This is a genomic window from Enterobacter sp. 6722112, from assembly GCF_058661685.1.
The window spans coordinates 24,837-41,910 of sequence record NZ_JBZWGR010000004.1; the positions used below are offsets into that span (position 1 = coordinate 24,837).

Sequence of the window (17,074 nt, forward strand, 5' to 3'; positions counted from 1 at the left end):
CTTCCCTAAAAATTAGCTTACAGGTTAATTTTCACCTTGCCTGATATTAGCCTATAGGTTAACATTAAAGGAAATGGGAGGTCACATGTTTAGCGTTGTTTATCACCCGGACGCCAGGGAAGAAGCCACAGCATTACCCGTAAAAATCAGGGTGAAGTTTGACCGTCTCATCGGCAAACTGGAGTATGATGCCCGATTACTGCGGGAGCCGGACACGAAACCCCTGGGCGATGGACTTTTTGAGATCCGCACGATGGGGACGGACATAGCCAGGGGCATCTGGGTATACCACAAAGGCAATACCATCATCATGCTCCGGGTTTTCATCAAGAAGTCACAGAAAACGCCAGCGAAAGAAATCGATCTCGCCAAAAAGCGGTTAGCGGAGGTACTTAATGAAACTGGTAAGCCATAAAGAACTGCATAACGAGTGGATGCAGGACGACGAATATCGCGCTGCATGGCAGGAAGAAGAACGCAAGGAGAAGCTCAGAGAGCTGCTTGCGGAATGGCGTAAACATGACAACCTGACAAAAGCGCAGGTTGCTGAACGCATGGGGGTTACACCTCCGGTTATTTCCCGCCTGGAAAACAACATCACCAAAGCCAGCATCGACACTCTGACCCGCTACGCTCACGCCTGCGGCATCAAAAAACCTGTCATTGCCCTGTACTGATGACATCCTACCCGGTTTTAGTTTTCGCCGGGTAGGGGTTGTCTCAACAGGAAAACGCGGTACAGGAGGTCTGAAGCCCAATGGAGAGGAACCATACGTTAATAATGTAACCATATGATTTTATATCTATAAAATCCAGATTTCGCTTATCTCATGAAAGCACGCGGTAAGGCGTTCCAGTCTGTCGTGTATTCCGGACTCAGCATTTCCCTGCGCATCGCGAACTCCACATCGATACCCTGGCCGGCAAAAAAAATGCGGCCCTTACCGGCGCGGTTAATCCGATCGACGGCATTCATCAGGGCTTCGCTGTCCGGGCGGGGGGCACATTCATCAAACAGATTAAGTTGCGCCTCGCGGCCAGAAAAATCGGCCAGCATGATACCAGCCTTTGCGTACCGGTAGCCGTCACGCCAGATGCGCGTAAGCGCACGCTGGGCGGCGGCAATGATGTCCCGGCTGTCCTGAGTGGCTACCAGTAGCGCCTCCGTCGCTTGGCTGGCATAGGGCGCATCCCGGGGTGAAAACGGACTGGTTCGGATAAAGACATTGATCGCCCTGCAGTGTTGCTTTTCCTGACGCAGCTTTTCTCCTGCCCGCGCGGCAAAGCCGGTGATGGCCATCTGCATTTCCTGCAGGCTGGTTACACGCGTCCCAAATGACCTAGAGACGACAATTTGCTGTTTGGTTGCCGGGTTTTCATCGAGGCCAAAGCAGATTTCGCCACGCAGCTCCCGCACCGTTCTTTCCAGCGTCACACTGAAATGACTCCGGATAAACCGGGTATCAGCCCGCATCAGATCCAGCGCCGTTCTGATCCCCATCGTTTCAAGCCGCGCTGATATGCGTCTTCCCACTCCCCAGACTTCGGCCGCAGGCAGAATGGCCATCAGTTTATGCAGTCTGCGCTCGTCAGTCAGGGCAACCACGCCCCCGGTGGCTGGCCAGGTTTTGGCGGCGTGATTACACAGTTTTGCCAGCGTTTTTGTAAAACTGACGCCCACTCCACAGGTCAGTGTCGTATGGCGTTGCATTTCACGCCGCAGCTGATGCCCGAATGCCTCCAGGTTCATTGCCGTTTCCATCCCACGACAGTCCACAAAGAGTTCGTCAATGGAATACTGCTCCACACGGGAAGACAGCGATTCCACTACTGCCGCAAAACGCGCTGACATGGAGGCATACAGGGTGTAGTTTGAACTGAATACGGCCACGTTATGCGCTTCAATAAGCGGCCTCGCTTTGAAATAGGGTTCCCCCATTTTCAGTCCTGCCAGTTTTGCCAGCCGGTTCCGGGCCACAATCGCCCCGTCGTTGTTGCTGAGGCAACATACCGCTCGGCTGGCCAGGTCAGGCCGGAAGGCACTCTCACAGGCGGCATACATGCCGTTTACATCAATGAGGGCAAACACTAAAGATGTCTCATCACAGAATGGCTGACAACGCCCCACAGCTGCACTGTGTCACTGTCAGGATCGAAATAGAGCGGGCTGTAGGCAGGATTCATTGGCATCAGGCAAGGGCGGGGATGCAGCAGCAGTCGCTTCACGGTAAATTCATTGTCCACGGCGGCAATCACAATACTGCCGTGCTCAGGCTCCAGGGCGCGATCGACAACCAGCACGTCGCCATCGTGAATCCGGGCGTCTTCCATGCTGTTGCCTTCCACACGCAGAAAATAGGTTGCTGATGGATGTCTGACGCAATATTCATGCAGGTTCAGATCCTGCTTTTCATATCCAGCTGCAGGAGATGGAAAACCTGCAGGAATGCGTTCTGTATAGATCGGCCGGCCCGGCAACAACGTGTCGGGTCGGGGCTCGATGATAGTAAGCATGTCATACGCCCTCCTTTTACTGTGCATATAAACAGTATATACAGTTTTATCGAAGGGGAAAGGTGGGGCTAAGGTACGTTGTCACACGGCTTACTTGACCGGGCCATCTACCCCTGACTGGCGAGCAGTGCGCAGGCAGTCTTCTGAATGCCGCTTTGCGGCATGGAGGCGCCAGCAGGAGTTAAATATAGCTCTGTTGGTGAGTGGCGCCGTAGCCCGGCGAAGCCGGTTGCTGTTTTGATAGGTTCTGCCTATCCCATCCCTTACCCTGATAAGCCAAACTTCTTTAAAGCGGCTCAGGCGTTCTTGTGCGCGGTCGGAGTGGTCACGGCGCGGCGAAGCCGCAGTCGTGGCGTATCTCCGCGTAAGCGGGCCGTTAGGGCCGCTTACGAGCGTGTACTCCAGAGCCTATCGCGACATCACTCACAGCAATGAAAATTTCTAGTTACAACATCCATCATTAAAAGCGACATCACTCCCGGCCTTCGGCCGGGGGCGGCGGCGCTTTTCAGTGGTGGGGAGGGGCACCTGGCCGGCAAACCGGCGCTGGTTTTATGATGATTTGCCTTTTGAATGCTGTAACTAATGTAGTTCTCCGGTCGGGGCCCGTCGCGAAGCGATGGGAGCTACTTTTATCTGAGCGACGCGGACGCGTGCGGCCGCTGTAAGCGAAGGCCTCATTGAGTTATTCACAGAGCCTGACCTGCCCCCAGAGTTAGATACAACCTTCAGTTAGTAATGTCGGTTGGTTTTTCTTCATATTTCCCTCAGTTCAATGCCAGGAACAGGGTGGATTGGCCCCTATATTTCCATACACTTTTTATCACTTAACCCATTACTGGTTCGCCGCCGCAGATATTCCCGTGGCGAACGATACCCCAGTGCACTATGCGGATGCCATTCGTTGTAATGTTCGAAGGCCTCCGCAAGGTTCTTTACCGCTGTTAACCCGTCGGGTTTCGGCATGATACTTATGTAATCGCGCTTCATCGTTTTCACGAAGCTCTCTGCCATCCCGTTGCTTTCCGGGCTACGTACCGCCGTATGTTCAGGCTCCAGTCCTACCATTCTGGCGAACTGACGCGTCTGATAAGAACGGTAGGCTGAACCGTTGTCTGTCAGCCACTCAACTGGGGATGTCGGCAGGCTGTTACCGAAGCGACGCTCCACGGCACCCAGCATGACGTCCTGCACGGTTTCACTGTCATATCCACCGTTACTGGCCGCCCAGTAAAGTGCCTCGCGATCGCAACAGTCCAGAGCGAACGTGACCCGCAGTTTTTCACCGTTATCACAGCTGAACTCGAAGCCGTCAGAGCACCACCGCTGGTTACTTTCTCCAACGGCCACTTTCCCTGTATGCGCCCGCTTCGATGGCGGTATTTCCGGTTTACGCTCAAGCAGCAGCGCATTCTGACGCATGATGCGGTATACACGTTTGGCATTGATCACCGCCATGTCGTCAGTTTCTGATTGTCTGCGCAGCAGTGCCCATACCCGACGATAACCATAGGTGGGCAGATCACCGATAACGGTATGGATACGGGCCAGCGCGTCAGTATCATCAGGCTTGCGCTTGCACCGACGATCCTGCCAGTCCTTCGACCGACGGGCCATGGCATGCAGTTGCGCACGTGAGACCCGGAGGCAACGACTGACAAGGCTTATTAGCCATCCTCCGGCAACAAGGGCACGTGCGCTATCCACTTTTTTTGTCGGCCATATTCAACGGCTTCTTTTAGCAGCTCGTTTTCCATGGTTTTCTTGCCCAACAGGCGTTGCAGCTCTTTAATTTGCTTCATCGCAGATGCCAGCTCCGACGCGGGCACAACCTGTTCTCCTGCGGCAACGGCTGTAAGGCTGCCTTCCTGATACTGCTTACGCCACAGGAACAGCTGACTGGCAGCAACGCCATGCTGACGAGCGACCAGCGACACGGTCATTCCGGGCTCAAAACTCTGCTGAACAATGGTGATTTTTTCCTGAACACTTCGCCGTCTGCGCTTCTCTGGACCTAAAACATCAATCATTCGGACTCCAGTGACTAGTCTAAAAACTAGTATTAAGACTATCACTAACTTAAGTGATACCAACTGTCTGGAGATTCATGGGGCCAGTCTACAGGGTTTTTGCGATGGTATTTAACGTGTTTAGCCTTGAACTTAGCGACGGGCATATCACCAGGCAACGCCAGATAGCCGGTGAGGTTTGGCAACATAGATATTTCGGTAGGCGTTACGGCACGAACAACTTTAACGTCGCGGCGTTTACGGACAATCCAGGGCTTCTGAGGATCGGATTCTTTACGCTCAACTTCGCCTTCTATCTCACCGAGTGAGCGCGACATTTGATCCAACGTTTCATCACCGAGACGGCTGCCGCCCAGCACGATGTTAGAACGCATGTTAGCCAGAATGGTCTGAGCCATATCCCGACCATAAACCTTAACCAGCTGAGAATAGGTTTGATAGCCAGCATAAACACACAGACCGCTTTTACGCCCTTTAGTCAGTGCATCGGGTAATGACTCCAACTTACTGATAGTGTTTTATGTTCAGATAATGCCCGATGACCTTGTCATGCAGCTCCACCGATTTTGAGAACGACAGTGACTTCCGTCCCAGCCGTGCCAGATGTTGTCTCAGATTCAGGTTATGCCGCTCAATGCGCTGAGTGTAACGCTTGCTGATTACGTGCAGCTTTCCCTTCAGGCGGGATTCATACAGCGGCCAGCCATCCGTCATCCATACCACGACCTCAAAGGCCGACAGCAGGCTCAGAAGACGCTCCAGTGTGGCCAGAGTGCGTTCACCGAATACGTGCGCCACAACCGTCTTCCGGAGCCTGTCATACGCGTAAAACAGCCAGCGCTGACGTGATTTAGCACCGACGTAGCCCCACTGTTCGTCCATTTCAGCGCAGACAATCACATCACTGCCCGGCTGTATGCGTGAGGTTACCGACTGCGGCCTGAGTTTTTTAAATGGCGGAAAATCGTGTTGAGGCCAACGCCCATAATGCGGGCGGTTGCCCGGCATCCAACGCCATTCATGGCCATATCAATGATTTTCTGGTGCGTACCGGGTTGAGAAGCGGTGTAAGTGAACTGCAGTTGCCATGTTTTACGGCAGTGAGAGCAGAGATAGCGCTGATGTCCGGCAGTGCTTTTGCCGTTACGCACCACCCCGTCAGTAGCTGAACAGGAGGGACAGCTGATAGAAACAGAAGCCACTGGAGCACCTCAAAAACACCATCATACACTAAATCAGTAAGTTGGCAGCATCACCCGAGAGTACGTGTTTTTTCGGATAAACAATCATTTAACTCGTACGATATAATAATATGGCTAACAAGCATAAACCATCAGATGATTTTTTCAGAAGATGATTTACTCATTCTACTTCTGATAAAGCTTGTGATACGCCAAATATAGCTTAATAGTAGTGAGTAAATAAAAAAGCTGCCGATAAAGCTATAAAACATGACAGCTTCACTTAAATTAACCGCTTCACCGTAAATACCAAAACTGGCGAACAGAATGGCAACAGAGCAAATGGCTACTAGTGTTTGTCGAGAGCTAAGGCCTAAACGCTGACAAATATGATGCAAATGTTCTCTGTCTGGTTTAAATGGTGAGTCTCCGCGTCGTATGCGACGGATCATAATTGCAGTCATGTCCATGAGCGGTACCGCGATAAGCCATAAAGCCGTAACTGGTCGCATGAGTGGTTTTGCATCAACTTGGCTGACGCCTAATAGCATCCAAATCACAGTAAAGCCTATCATCATGCTTCCCGCATCACCCATAAAGACTTTACGTTTACGTCCTAATATGCCGAGGTTCATACAAATATAAGGTAGCATCGCCACAATAATCACCACGCATAGATAAGCCAACCCATGTTGGCTGTCTACTTTCAATAAGAAGGCTAATGCACCAAAAGTCACAATCGAAAGCCCGCCTAACAGGCCGTCAATCCCATCCACCATATTGAAGGCATTAATTGCTCCAATCACTGCCATAATGGTAATGACGCTTCCTATCCAGCCTAGATAAATATCACCAAAGCCTAAAATATTACCAATGTGGTGAAGCTTTAGCCCGCCAATATGCATCATGACTAAAGAGAGAACCGTTTGCACCCCAATACGCACGCGAACGCTTAGGTCAAATTTATCATCAAGAGCGCCAATTAAAGTCAGCACCATAATTGAAATAATAAATAACCCGCTGTGCTTGATTAGATCAGGTTTATAAATAAGAAATTGAGCTAACACCAATGTGATAGAAATTCCGCCGACAAGAGGAATCGCTCCCTCGTGTAGTTTTCTTGCATTGGGTTTGTCAACCAAACCAATGCGTTTTGCGACTTTTCTCATTAAAAACAAGGTAGTGAATGAAGAGAAAAACAGAAAAGCAAGCTCAAAAATCATGTTAGCCACTAACGTCCATATCTAAAATTATTATAAGGAGAGATTTTAGTTCAGTCTTTACTCTAGTGAAAGTAGATGATTTCGTTTTGCTCATTTCGATTTCTTTGCTGATCATGATTTGCTGTTGCGGTTTTTTCTCGGGGGGCTTTTAGCGTTATTCTATCTTGTTGATTTTGTAGTTTTTGTTTGGTAATGACTCTAACTTATTGATAGTGTTTTATGTTCAGATAATGCCCGATGACTTTGTCATGCAGCTCCACCGATTTTGAGAACGACAGCGACTTCCGTCCCAGCCGTGCCAGATGTTGTCTCAGATTCAGGTTATGTCGCTCAATGCGCTGAGTGTAACGCTTGCTGATAACGTGCAGCTTTCCCTTCAGGCGGGATTCATACAGCGGCCAGCCATCCGTCATCCATACCACGACCTCAAAGGCCGACAGCAGGCTCAGAAGACGCTCCAGTGTGGCCAGAGTGCGTTCACCGAATACGTGCGCCACAACCGTCCTCCGTATCCTGTCATACGCGTAAAACAGCCAGCGCTGACGTGATTTAGCACCGACGTAGCCCCACTGTTCGTCCATTTCAGCGCAGACAATCACATCACTGCCCGGCTGTATGCGTGAGGTTACCGACTGCGGCCTGAGTTTTTTAAATGGCGGAAAATCGTGTTGAGGCCAACGCCCATAATGCGGGCGGTTGCCCGGCATCCAACACCATTCATGGCCATATCAATGATTTTCTGGTGCGTACCGGGTTGAGAAGCGGTGTAAGTGAACTGCAGTTGCCATGTTTTACGGCAGTGAGAGCAGAGATAGCGCTGATGTCCGGCAGTGCTTTTGCCGTTACGCACCACCCCGTCAGTAGCTGAACAGGAGGGACAGCTGATAGAAACAGAAGCCACTGGAGCACCTCAAAAACACCATCATACACTAAATCAGTAAGTTGGCAGCATCACCCGTTTTCCAAGCGGACCCCAGTTGACTAAAGCCAGAAAATTCTCTGATAACCAGAAGAAGCGTGCCGCCAAGAAAGAGGCAGCGTTACAGAAAGAGGAAGAGAAAAACAAGGGACTGGAGCAGTTGGCTGATCAGTTCGCGTTGGAAAAGCAGCCGTTTATTGACGCTCTGGCGATTGCAGGAAAATCACCAGAGCAGCAGAGAAAATGTTTATGGACTACGTGACAGTCAAAGGAACCACTCTGGTTTGACACCAAAACGAGCAGACAGCGCCTTAATGTGCATGATTGTCAGTGACCGCTGACCAGAGAGAATCTGGCTAACCAGCGATTTAGAGCCGATCTCCTCCTTAAGGTCAGAATAAGACAGCCTGTACTGGTCAATCAGGGTGCGCAGAAGGGCAACGCCGACTGGCATTTCAGCGATAGCCTTGTTGAATTCAGCGAAACGAGGGCTGTTATCCTCATAGTCAGCAATTTTACTCGCCAGGAAGTCAATAAGCGGGTTCTCGTCGTCGTTTTCGATCAGATAGTCCACCAACTCTATCGCTTCGAGGTAATCGCTCTCGGACGAACTGCCCCCCAGGAAGGGAACAGCAGCTACGAGTTGTTTGGTTGCTTCAATGGCTTTTGCAGTGTCGGTAATCATTCTTTGTTCTCCCTGTAATAGCGGGTCAACTTGTCGTAATCAGCGTGGGTGGCGATGTGCTTCACATAGAAGCGTTTATTCACGAAATTGATATAGGCGATAACCCTCAAGTTGTTGCCCCCTACATCCAACACCCACCACTTATTACGATACTTAAAATTGTCCAGGCTCGGTATCAGCGTTCGCATCTCAGCTGGAGAAGAAAAGTCCGTCTCGCGGACTAAGCGGTACAGCGCCCGAACGGCTAACGAATCGTTGGGATATTGCTTTGCCGCTTCCTCAAAAGGCTCTTTTGAAATTACGTGCATCTTGCGGTCGTTCCATCCGTTTACATTATGTGAACATGATAGCACCGCCCATACCCGTTTACAATATGTGAACAATGGCGCTTTCCCCTACATAGCGGCTATGTCTTTTCCTGAGCGCAGAGAGCTGATTTACAGCGCCGGAAGTCTCGTCTTCATGCGGACCTCGACCGTTAGGGAAGGTGCGAATAAGCGGGGAAATTCTTCTCGGCTGACTCAGTCATTTCATTTCTTCATGTTTGAGCCGATTTTTTCTCCCGTAAATGCCTTGAATCAGCCTATTTAGACCGTTTCTTCGCCATTTAAGGCGTTATCCCCAGTTTTTAGTGAGATCTCTCCCACTGACGTATCATTTGGTCCGCCCGAAACAGGTTGGCCAGCGTGAATAACATCGCCAGTTGGTTATCGTTTTTCAGCAACCCCTTGTATCTGGCTTTCACGAAGCCGAACTGTCGCTTGATGATGCGAAATGGGTGCTCCACCCTGGCACGGATGCTGGCTTTCATGTATTCGATGTTGATGGCCGTTTTGTTCTTGCGTGGATGCTGTTTCAAGGTTCTTACCTTGCCGGGGCGCTCGGCGATCAGCCAGTCCACATCCACCTCGGCCAGCTCCTCGCGCTGTGGCGCCCCTTGGTAGCCGGCATCGGCTGAGACAAATTGCTCCTCTCCATGCAGCAGATTACCCAGCTGATTGAGGTCATGCTCGTTGGCCGCGGTGGTGACCAGGCTGTGGGTCAGGCCACTCTTGGCATCGACACCAATGTGGGCCTTCATGCCAAAGTGCCACTGATTGCCTTTCTTGGTCTGATGCATCTCCGGATCGCGTTGCTGCTCTTTGTTCTTGGTCGAGCTGGGTGCCTCAATGATGGTGGCATCGACCAAGGTGCCTTGAGTCATCATGACGCCTGCTTCGGCCAGCCAGCGATTGATGGTCTTGAACAATTGGCGGGCCAGTTGATGCTGCTCCAGCAGGTGGCGGAAATTCATGATGGTGGTGCGGTCAGGCAAGGCGCTATCCAGGGATAACCGGGCAAACAGACGCATGGAGGCGATTTCGTACAGAGCATCTTCCATCGCGCCATCGCTCAGGTTGTACCAATGCTGCATGCAGTGAATGCGTAGCATGGTTTCCAGCGGATAAGGTCGCCGGCCATTACCAGCCTTGGGGTAAAACGGCTCGATGACTTCCACCATGTTTTGCCATGGCAGAATCTGCTCCATGCGGGACAAGAAAATCTCTTTTCTGGTCTGACGGCGCTTACTGCTGAATTCACTGTCGGCGAAGGTAAGTTGATGACTCATAATGAACCCTGTTCCATGGTTCCAGATGACAAACATGATCTCATATCAGGGACTTGTTCGCACCTTCCCTAGGCCTTCACTTTCTTTATCTATTTTATAAGAAAACCTTAGCTTTGATGCTCTTCTTGCGACTCTCTCAACGATTTTAACTTCGAGATGATTAATCTCTGTATATTGATTTATTTTTTCAATGTTTTTTTGCAGAAAAACTTTATTAAAGTCCTTAAAATTTTGATAAAGATAAACTTTTTCGCCATTATCTATTCTGAATAATTCAAGTTCATCCTTTAATACATCTACTTCAATGTCGAAAAATGTCTTTTTACCACTGCTGTATTGTTTCCTGATAAACTGATAAAGCATATTTGAATTTTGATCAGCGAGTCTTACAGACGATATCAAAACCTGAGTAGTGTAAGAATCCTTTAACATCGTGATATATGGCTCAATGACATGTGAAAAAGCAATATCAATATATCCTTCACTTTCAACATAATCACAAAACGCAGTCAAGTTCATAAGCCTGACTGCATCAGAAGGTAATTTACCTCTCTTCTTCGTATGTCCAGAGCTTTGATTGCCCTGAGCTGTGAGAAGTTGATTTCGCGGAATGCGAATAACACTGGCCTGAAGTTCTTCTGCCCCCTCTTTTAACTGCCGGTAAGCACCTGTTACATCAATATCAGCGATAAATGCATATTCCCGAGCCGTAATACGAAAGGTTGCTCCCTCAGATAACTCTTCACATGAATCAATCTGCGCCATAGCCATAAACAAAATTCTTCTGGCAGACAAAGGCAACGATGAGAATGTGCTGTTAATTTCATTTCTGTGGCGAATTTTTGTTTTCTTTGTAACGCTCAGTAAGTTCATACATTACCTGTGTTTTTTAAGTTCTGATGGTGAAATCATAACCACAAAAGCGGAAATGTGTAAAGTGGTTTATCCACCTTATAGATTTCCACCAAAACTCGGATCACATGAAAGAATTTTTATCATTTATATTCAATATGATAGAAATGCGCAGGCATCCACCTTTTAACGTCATACGTTAAATTAGAGCACTATAAAGAACTAAAGAAATGAAGATACAAAGATACGAATATCTGAATAAAAACAGAAAAATGCGTACCCATCCACCTTTCAGTGCGTACCCATCCACCTTTCATTTTGAGGCGACAAAAAACAACACCTATCTTAATGAAATTATTGATAAAAAACTTGGCGCAATGTTTGCATAATAAGTTAAAGATCTTAAAGTAGATCTACCGATCTACATTTAAGATCTTAAAAACAAGAAGTTTAATAAGCAAAAAAACACAAAAAATCTGTGGATAACTCTGCTCAAAACAAAAAATTCACAGTGCCTGTGGATAACTTTGCGTAAACCCGGAGGACAGATCACGCTGAACCAGGACAACCACACATAAAAACAACATGCTCGCTTTTTAACCACTGTGCGTAAGTGCCTGATGTAATCCCTGTGCTATTCCGCTTCCTCGCTCACTAACTCGCTACGCTCGGTCGTTCGGCTGCGGCGAGCGGTGTCTCCTTTCTCAAAACCAGAAGAGTTCAGATCATACAATCCGTTGATTGATCCTTTTTGGATCTTTCACTGAGAAGCCCTGAATCGCTTTCTGCCGCTTCGTTCGATACAACCATGGTTAAAAACCATGCGAAATCGAAAAAATCACTCAGAATGCGATATAGCGCGTTTTAGAGGGTATTTACAAAACAGTCGTTGCCTTGAGGAAATTTTGATCAAAATTGAACTCCTGTCCGGATCATGGCAACAGATCACAGCAACAAGGCCGCTAAAAAGCGTTGAGCAGCGTTAAAAACCGTTAAACCGTAGCCGACTACAACGAAACGGGAAAAAACGCTCAGAACGCGTTACAGAGCGTTTTAAGACGATGTCGGAAAGAGCCATATCTCACCTGTTCTGATGTTTTTCTCAACATAAGCACTTTTAAGAGTGCTTTTAAAGATGCTATTATGCCAATGAGACAAGCGGAGGGCTTATGAGCTATCAAATTCTGACAACCACAGCGGCCAGTATTACTGACCTGAAAAAAAATCCTATGGGAACCGTAGCTGAAGGTGAAGGGGACGCTGTTGCGATCCTGAACCGAAACGAACCGGCGTTCTATTGCGTTCCACCAAAACTTTACGCCTACTATCGGGAACTCGCTGAAGATGCTGAGTTAAACGCTGTTGCTGATGAGCGCATGAAAAACCCGGAAATTGTGAAGGTTAACCTGGATGACCTATGAACTGGCTTTTGACCGCAGAGCACTGAAGGAATGGCAGAAACTCGGCCACACCATCCGTGAACAATTCAAAAAGAAACTGGCAGAACGGCTGGAAAATCCACGCGTACCCGCAGCCCGGTTACATGGTCATGCTGATCGCTATAAAATCAAACTTCGTGCATCTGGCTACAGACTTGTATATCAAGTCATTGATGAGAAAGTCGTTTTACTCGTTATTGCCGTTGGAAGAAGGGAAAGCAGCGAAGTCTATCAGATCGCAGATTTGCGCTAAGATTAATCATCAAATGATTGACTGTTTACAGTCTGAACGAGAGCATTAAAAATTTGCAATACCTGCAAATGCAGGCATAGTAAAACACAAGAAAGGGAAACAGGTTCTCTTTCATCCAGAGCCCAAAGTGGGCGGGAGGTTAAAAATGCAAAACTACGCTAAATCTGTAGCCACAGAGATTTTACGTCAACTTGGTGGTAATCGTTTTATTGTTATGACTGGTGCTAAGGAAGGTGCGAATAAGCGGGGAAATTCTTCTCGGCTGACTCAGTCATTTCATTTCTTCATGTTTGAGCCGATTTTTTCTCCCGTAAATGCCTTGAATCAGCCTATTTAGACCGTTTCTTCGCCATTTAAGGCGTTATCCCCAGTTTTTAGTGAGATCTCTCCCACTGACGTATCATTTGGTCCGCCCGAAACAGGTTGGCCAGCGTGAATAACATCGCCAGTTGGTTATCGTTTTTCAGCAACCCCTTGTATCTGGCTTTCACGAAGCCGAACTGTCGCTTGATGATGCGAAATGGGTGCTCCACCCTGGCCCGGATGCTGGCTTTCATGTATTCGATGTTGATGGCCGTTTTGTTCTTGCGTGGATGCTGTTTCAAGGTTCTTACCTTGCCGGGGCGCTCGGCGATCAGCCAGTCCACATCCACCTCGGCCAGCTCCTCGCGCTGTGGCGCCCCTTGGTAGCCGGCATCGGCTGAGACAAATTGCTCCTCTCCATGCAGCAGATTACCCAGCTGATTGAGGTCATGCTCGTTGGCCGCGGTGGTGACCAGGCTGTGGGTCAGGCCACTCTTGGCATCGACACCAATGTGGGCCTTCATGCCAAAGTGCCACTGATTGCCTTTCTTGGTCTGATGCATCTCCGGATCGCGTTGCTGCTCTTTGTTCTTGGTAGAGCTGGGTGCCTCAATGATGGTGGCATCCACCAAAGTGCCTTGGGTCATCATGACGCCTGCTTCGGCCAGCCAGCGATTGATGGTCTTGAACAATTGACGGGCCAGTTGATGCTGCTCGAGCAGGTGGCGGAAATTCATGATGGTGGTGCGGTCCGGCAGGGCGCTATCCAGGGATAACCGGGCAAACAGACGCATGGAGGTGATTTCGTACAGAGCATCTTCCATCGCGCCATCGCTCAGGTTGTACCAATGCTGCATGCAGTGAATGCGTAGCATGGTTTCCAGCGGATAAGGTCGCCGGCCATTACCAGCCTTGGGGTAAAACGGCTCGATGACTTCCACCATGTTTTGCCATGGCAGAATCTGCTCCATGCGGGACAAGAAAATCTCTTTTCTGGTCTGACGGCGCTTACTGCTGAATTCACTGTCGGCGAAGGTAAGTTGATGACTCATGATGAACCCTGTTCCATGGCTCCAGATGACAAACATGATCTCATATCAGGGACTTGTTCGCACCTTCCTTAGCGTCAGTAAAAATCAGACACCAGTCAGAATTTTCACGCCCTGACCAGGAATGGTGAGGGGATGGGCATTCCGGTCACAGTCACCGCTGGTGAGCCACATCGCTTTACCTTTGCAACCTGATGTCTGCTCAAAACTTGTTTTTGAGCAGACGACGGGTTGGGCAAGCCCGCCGGGCGCGTCAGGCCGTTATCAAAGGACTCACACTGACCCTTTCAGCATGGCCACCGCATCCGTCTCCGGCATCTGAAACTGCACCCGGTGCCGCGCCGCCACGTCCAGTGCAAACACCTTCGTGTACACCTCTGTCGAACTGACTGACTTGTGGCCCATCAGGCTCTGCAGCACCTTCAGCGGGATACCGGCGTACAGCATATGCATGGCGTAGCTGTGACGGAACGTATGCGGTGTCACCGGCACGGAGAACATCACGCCGTCGACCGCAGCGATTTCAACCGCTTCATTCAGCCAGGTCCGGACCGTCCGGTCGGTGATCTCCCAGATGCGGGCCTTCTCCGTTCTGCCGGTGCGTTTATTCTTCCGCTCAAGCGGGATCTTCAGCGTGGCAACCATCATATCCAGCTGGCTGACATACTGCTGATCAGAAAGCGGTACCAGGCGATGCGCCTGACTGCCTGCAGGGGCACGGCCTGCCGTTCTGGCTGCTTTCTCCGTGCGCTGTTTCAGGGTGGCCAGTTGCACAAACGGATAAGGCGGCGCGAGCGAAAAATCCCCCCTTGTCAGGGCCAGGGCTTCGTTGATGCGTGCCCCGGTGTTCCACAACGTCGCCAGCAGCATTTTACGGTGCAGGTCCGGCACATAGTGGAGCAGGGCACTCACTTCCGGGGCCAGCAGGTATTTCGGCAGTTCATCCTGCACCAGCGCCATCTGACGCAGGACCAGCGCGGCCGGATAATCAATGGCCACCGGCAGATGAACGGGCTGGGTAATGACTCAAAATTATTGATAGTGTTTTATGTTCAGATAATGCCCGATGACCTTGTCATGCAGCTCCACCGATTTTGAGAACGACAGTGACTTCCGTCCAAGCCTTGCCAGATGTTGTCTCAGATTCAGGTTATGTCGCTCAATGCGCTGAGTGTAACGCTTGCTGATAACGTGCAGCTTTCCCTTCAGGCGTGATTCATACAGCGGCCAGTCATCCGTCATCCATACCACGACCTCAAAGGCCGACAGCAGGCCCGGAAGACGCTCCAGTGATGTAGCCCCCTGAAACACCGGACAGTAGCTGTATCTCCAGATAAGAGATAGGCTTGAATATATGTCTAACACTAACGCCAATTTTGAGATGACCGGGATCCTGTTAGGGCAAGAAGTCCGTAAACGTAAAACTCCTCAGGAGAAGATCGCCATTATCCAGCAGACGATGGAGCCGGGTATGAATGTCTCCCATGTCGCCCGCCTGCATGGTATCCAGCCCAGCCTGCTGTTTAAGTGGAAGAAGCAATATCAGGAAGGCAGCCTCACCGCCGTTGCGGCTGGAGAGGAAGTCGTTCCTGCTTCTGAGCTTACTGCTGCTCTGAAGCAGGTCCGGGAGCTTCAGCGCCTTCTGGGCAAGAAAACGATGGAAGTTGAGATCCTGAAAGAAGCCGTGGAGTACGGTCAGTCGCGAAAATGGATAGCGCACGCGCCCTTGTTGCCAAAGGACGGGGAATAGCCATGGTCAGCCGGACCATGGGCGTGTCGCGTGCGCAACTGTCACTGCGGATTAACCGTTCTGCCGACTGGCAGGACAGGCGCTGTAACCGGCGTAATGAAGAAGCAGACGCAGAAATACTGTCGGCTATCCTCAACATTATCAGCGATATGCCGAGTTATGGTTATCGACGCGTGTGGGGCATCCTGCGCAAGCAACGTCGCACAGAGGGACAGCCACCTGTGAATGCCAAACGGCTTTACAGGATAATGAGCGAGCATAACCTGTTGTTGTTGCATCACAAACCAGAGCGACCGAAGCGTGAACATAAGGGCAAGATAGCGGTGGCAGAAAGCGATATGCGCTGGTGTTCAGATGGCTTCGAGTTCGGCTGCGACAACGGCGAAAAACTGCGGGTAACGTTCGCGCTGGACTGCTGCGACCGTGAGGCCATAGACTGGGCAGCAAGCACGGGAGGCTATGACAGTTCGACCGTGCAGGATGTGATGCTGAGGTCGGTGGAAAAGCGCTTCGGCGACAGGTTGCCCGACACAGCGGTGCAGTGGCTGACGGATAACGGTTCAGCGTATACCGCGTATGAAACGCGGAGGTTCGCGAGAGAGCTGAATCTGGAGCCCTGCACAACAGCGGTGAGCAGCCCGCAGAGTAATGGCATGGCCGAACGGTTCGTGAAAACGATGAAAGAAGACTATATCGCGTTCATGCCAAAACCGGATGTGAGAACAGCACTGCGAAACCTTGCAGTAGCGTTCACGCATTACAATGAAAACCACCCGCACAGCGCGCTGGGATATCACTCCCCGAGGGAATACCGGCGGCAGCGGACATCGTTAACTTAAGATACAAAAGCTGTTCGGAGATGGAGGGTCAAGATCACAGGACATAAAGGACTTCATGCAGGGAAAAAATATCCCAAAAGAAACTGGTCATGTCAGCACACCAAAGGATCCTCGCCGGATCCTTTGGTTTTTCTCAGCCACAATCGCTTAACGTGAGTTTTCGTTCCACTGAGCGTCAGACCCCTCATAATATCGGTACTCCCCGTCCTGAACTGGGGGAATACATATTCGCACTACCCGTTGAGCGGCATATGATTTTTTTTCTGCAGACAGATACTGAAATTATTATTATCCGTATATTAAGTCAGCATCAGAATGCCGGCCGTCATATCAACTGGCAATAGTCAGTTACCACATTGCGCTACGTGAAAACTGACAGGGTTACAGGGGTGTACCAGGTCAGAATTCACGTAGCGCAACTCTCCTCT

The 17,074-nt window shown here is 50.0% G+C and carries 21 protein-coding genes and 2 pseudogenes; 8 read left to right on the top strand and 15 right to left on the bottom strand.

The features are described from left to right. Nucleotides 1-85: 85 nt before the first annotated feature. Together AC4OVU_RS00505 and AC4OVU_RS00510 are read left to right on the top strand one after the other, a co-directional pair. Nucleotides 86-415 (top strand): type II toxin-antitoxin system RelE/ParE family toxin, encoded by a 330-nt coding sequence (locus AC4OVU_RS00505; RefSeq protein WP_024250311.1) that lies wholly within the window; start codon nucleotides 86-88, stop codon nucleotides 413-415. Then, nucleotides 396-677 (top strand): helix-turn-helix domain-containing protein, encoded by a 282-nt coding sequence (locus AC4OVU_RS00510; RefSeq protein ID WP_000780222.1) that lies wholly within the window; start codon nucleotides 396-398, stop codon nucleotides 675-677. Before AC4OVU_RS00505 ends, AC4OVU_RS00510 begins: the two co-directional genes overlap by 20 nt. A 146-nt stretch (nucleotides 678-823) precedes the next feature. On the opposite strand, the gene umuC is transcribed toward AC4OVU_RS00510, so the two are convergent. The 8 genes from umuC to AC4OVU_RS00550 all read right to left on the bottom strand — a co-directional run bounded on the left by umuC (nucleotide 824) and on the right by AC4OVU_RS00550 (nucleotide 7,849). Next, nucleotides 824-2,089 carry a translesion error-prone DNA polymerase V subunit UmuC gene (gene umuC / locus AC4OVU_RS00515; protein WP_491928573.1) on the bottom strand — a complete coding sequence of 422 codons (1,266 nt, stop codon included), beginning with the start codon at nucleotides 2,087-2,089 and terminating at the stop codon, nucleotides 824-826. Beyond that, nucleotides 2,089-2,514 carry a translesion error-prone DNA polymerase V autoproteolytic subunit gene (gene umuD, locus AC4OVU_RS00520; RefSeq protein WP_045325066.1) on the bottom strand — a complete coding sequence of 142 codons (426 nt, stop codon included), beginning with the start codon at nucleotides 2,512-2,514 and terminating at the stop codon, nucleotides 2,089-2,091. Before umuD ends, umuC begins: the two co-directional genes overlap by 1 nt. 90 nt (nucleotides 2,515-2,604) lie before the next feature. Beyond that, on the bottom strand, nucleotides 2,605-2,919 hold the full coding sequence (locus tag AC4OVU_RS00525) for a replication-associated protein RepA4 (RefSeq protein ID WP_490792895.1): 315 nt from the start codon (nucleotides 2,917-2,919) through the stop codon (nucleotides 2,605-2,607). Between the two features lie 396 nt (nucleotides 2,920-3,315). Beyond that, a protein-coding gene (locus AC4OVU_RS00530) for an IS3-like element ISEc36 family transposase (RefSeq protein WP_174218646.1) occupies nucleotides 3,316-4,544 on the bottom strand; the annotation gives its coding sequence in 2 pieces (ribosomal slippage) (nucleotides 3,316-4,229 and nucleotides 4,229-4,544; 1,230 coding nt in all). A gap of 44 nt (nucleotides 4,545-4,588) precedes the next feature. Further along, entirely contained in the window at nucleotides 4,589-5,047 is a 459-nt protein-coding gene (locus AC4OVU_RS00535; protein ID WP_244730093.1) for a type IV secretion system DNA-binding domain-containing protein, read from the bottom strand. A 1-nt stretch (nucleotide 5,048) separates the two neighbouring features. After that, a protein-coding gene (locus tag AC4OVU_RS00540; RefSeq protein WP_151884388.1) for an IS1 family transposase occupies nucleotides 5,049-5,746 on the bottom strand; the annotation gives its coding sequence in 2 pieces (ribosomal slippage) (nucleotides 5,049-5,497 and nucleotides 5,497-5,746; 699 coding nt in all). 131 nt (nucleotides 5,747-5,877) lie between these two features. Further along, nucleotides 5,878-6,948, bottom strand: coding sequence for a UDP-N-acetylglucosamine--undecaprenyl-phosphate N-acetylglucosaminephosphotransferase (wecA, locus tag AC4OVU_RS00545; RefSeq protein WP_258754313.1), 1,071 nt, complete (start codon nucleotides 6,946-6,948; stop codon nucleotides 5,878-5,880). Nucleotides 6,949-7,151: 203 nt separating this feature from the next. Continuing rightward, a protein-coding gene (locus AC4OVU_RS00550; RefSeq protein ID WP_223367350.1) for an IS1 family transposase occupies nucleotides 7,152-7,849 on the bottom strand; the annotation gives its coding sequence in 2 pieces (ribosomal slippage) (nucleotides 7,152-7,600 and nucleotides 7,600-7,849; 699 coding nt in all). Nucleotides 7,850-7,925: 76 nt separating this feature from the next. On the opposite strand from AC4OVU_RS00550, the gene AC4OVU_RS00555 reads away from it, so the two are divergent. Then, nucleotides 7,926-8,129 (top strand): hypothetical protein, encoded by a 204-nt coding sequence (locus AC4OVU_RS00555; RefSeq protein WP_045898927.1) that lies wholly within the window; start codon nucleotides 7,926-7,928, stop codon nucleotides 8,127-8,129. Between the two features lie 3 nt (nucleotides 8,130-8,132). On the opposite strand, the gene AC4OVU_RS00560 is transcribed toward AC4OVU_RS00555, so the two are convergent. The 4 genes from AC4OVU_RS00560 to AC4OVU_RS00575 form a co-directional block, all read right to left on the bottom strand. Then, nucleotides 8,133-8,552, bottom strand: coding sequence for a helix-turn-helix domain-containing protein (locus AC4OVU_RS00560; RefSeq protein ID WP_045898925.1), 420 nt, complete (start codon nucleotides 8,550-8,552; stop codon nucleotides 8,133-8,135). Further along, entirely contained in the window at nucleotides 8,549-8,860 is a 312-nt protein-coding gene (locus tag AC4OVU_RS00565) for a type II toxin-antitoxin system HigB family toxin (protein ID WP_045898923.1), read from the bottom strand. Before AC4OVU_RS00565 ends, AC4OVU_RS00560 begins: the two co-directional genes overlap by 4 nt. 320 nt (nucleotides 8,861-9,180) lie before the next feature. After that, nucleotides 9,181-10,161, bottom strand: a complete 981-nt coding sequence (locus AC4OVU_RS00570) for an IS5-like element IS5 family transposase (RefSeq protein ID WP_000019403.1) — start codon at nucleotides 10,159-10,161, stop codon at nucleotides 9,181-9,183. 45 nt (nucleotides 10,162-10,206) lie between these two features. After that, nucleotides 10,207-11,034 (bottom strand): replication initiation protein, encoded by an 828-nt coding sequence (locus tag AC4OVU_RS00575; protein WP_097502836.1) that lies wholly within the window; start codon nucleotides 11,032-11,034, stop codon nucleotides 10,207-10,209. A gap of 1,148 nt (nucleotides 11,035-12,182) precedes the next feature. On the opposite strand from AC4OVU_RS00575, the gene AC4OVU_RS00580 reads away from it, so the two are divergent. The 3 genes from AC4OVU_RS00580 (at nucleotide 12,183) to AC4OVU_RS00590 (ending at nucleotide 13,042) form a co-directional block, all read left to right on the top strand. Continuing rightward, nucleotides 12,183-12,434, top strand: coding sequence for a type II toxin-antitoxin system Phd/YefM family antitoxin (locus AC4OVU_RS00580; RefSeq protein ID WP_000121743.1), 252 nt, complete (start codon nucleotides 12,183-12,185; stop codon nucleotides 12,432-12,434). Continuing rightward, on the top strand, nucleotides 12,424-12,705 hold the full coding sequence (locus AC4OVU_RS00585) for a type II toxin-antitoxin system RelE family toxin (protein WP_000220560.1): 282 nt from the start codon (nucleotides 12,424-12,426) through the stop codon (nucleotides 12,703-12,705). The genes AC4OVU_RS00580 and AC4OVU_RS00585 overlap by 11 nt, the downstream gene beginning before the upstream one ends. A 145-nt stretch (nucleotides 12,706-12,850) precedes the next feature. Beyond that, the gene (locus AC4OVU_RS00590) at nucleotides 12,851-13,042 is read left to right on the top strand and encodes a hypothetical protein (protein ID WP_162543439.1); all 192 of its coding nucleotides are present in this window, start codon (nucleotides 12,851-12,853) and stop codon (nucleotides 13,040-13,042) included. 37 nt (nucleotides 13,043-13,079) lie between these two features. On the opposite strand, the gene AC4OVU_RS00595 is transcribed toward AC4OVU_RS00590, so the two are convergent. The 3 genes and pseudogenes from AC4OVU_RS00595 to AC4OVU_RS00605 all read right to left on the bottom strand — a co-directional run. Further along, nucleotides 13,080-14,060: an IS5-like element IS5 family transposase gene (locus AC4OVU_RS00595; RefSeq protein WP_213060656.1), complete on the bottom strand. Its 981-nt coding sequence runs from the start codon at nucleotides 14,058-14,060 to the stop codon at nucleotides 13,080-13,082. 270 nt (nucleotides 14,061-14,330) lie between these two features. Then, entirely contained in the window at nucleotides 14,331-15,017 is a 687-nt protein-coding gene (locus tag AC4OVU_RS00600; protein WP_491928588.1) for a site-specific integrase, read from the bottom strand. A gap of 72 nt (nucleotides 15,018-15,089) precedes the next feature. Next, a pseudogene (locus AC4OVU_RS00605) lies at nucleotides 15,090-15,350 on the bottom strand (IS1 family transposase); the annotation flags it as partial. A gap of 88 nt (nucleotides 15,351-15,438) precedes the next feature. On the opposite strand from AC4OVU_RS00605, the gene AC4OVU_RS00610 reads away from it, so the two are divergent. Both AC4OVU_RS00610 and AC4OVU_RS00615 read left to right on the top strand, forming a co-directional pair. Continuing rightward, nucleotides 15,439-16,646 (top strand): IS3 family transposase gene (locus tag AC4OVU_RS00610; RefSeq protein WP_089617520.1). Its coding sequence is split into 2 segments (ribosomal slippage): nucleotides 15,439-15,760 and nucleotides 15,760-16,646, totalling 1,209 coding nucleotides; the frame shifts between segments, so codons are not numbered across the junction. Nucleotides 16,647-16,831: 185 nt separating this feature from the next. Then, nucleotides 16,832-16,990: pseudogene (locus AC4OVU_RS00615) on the top strand (type II toxin-antitoxin system RelE/ParE family toxin); the annotation flags it as partial. Nucleotides 16,991-17,074: the final 84 nt, after the last annotated feature.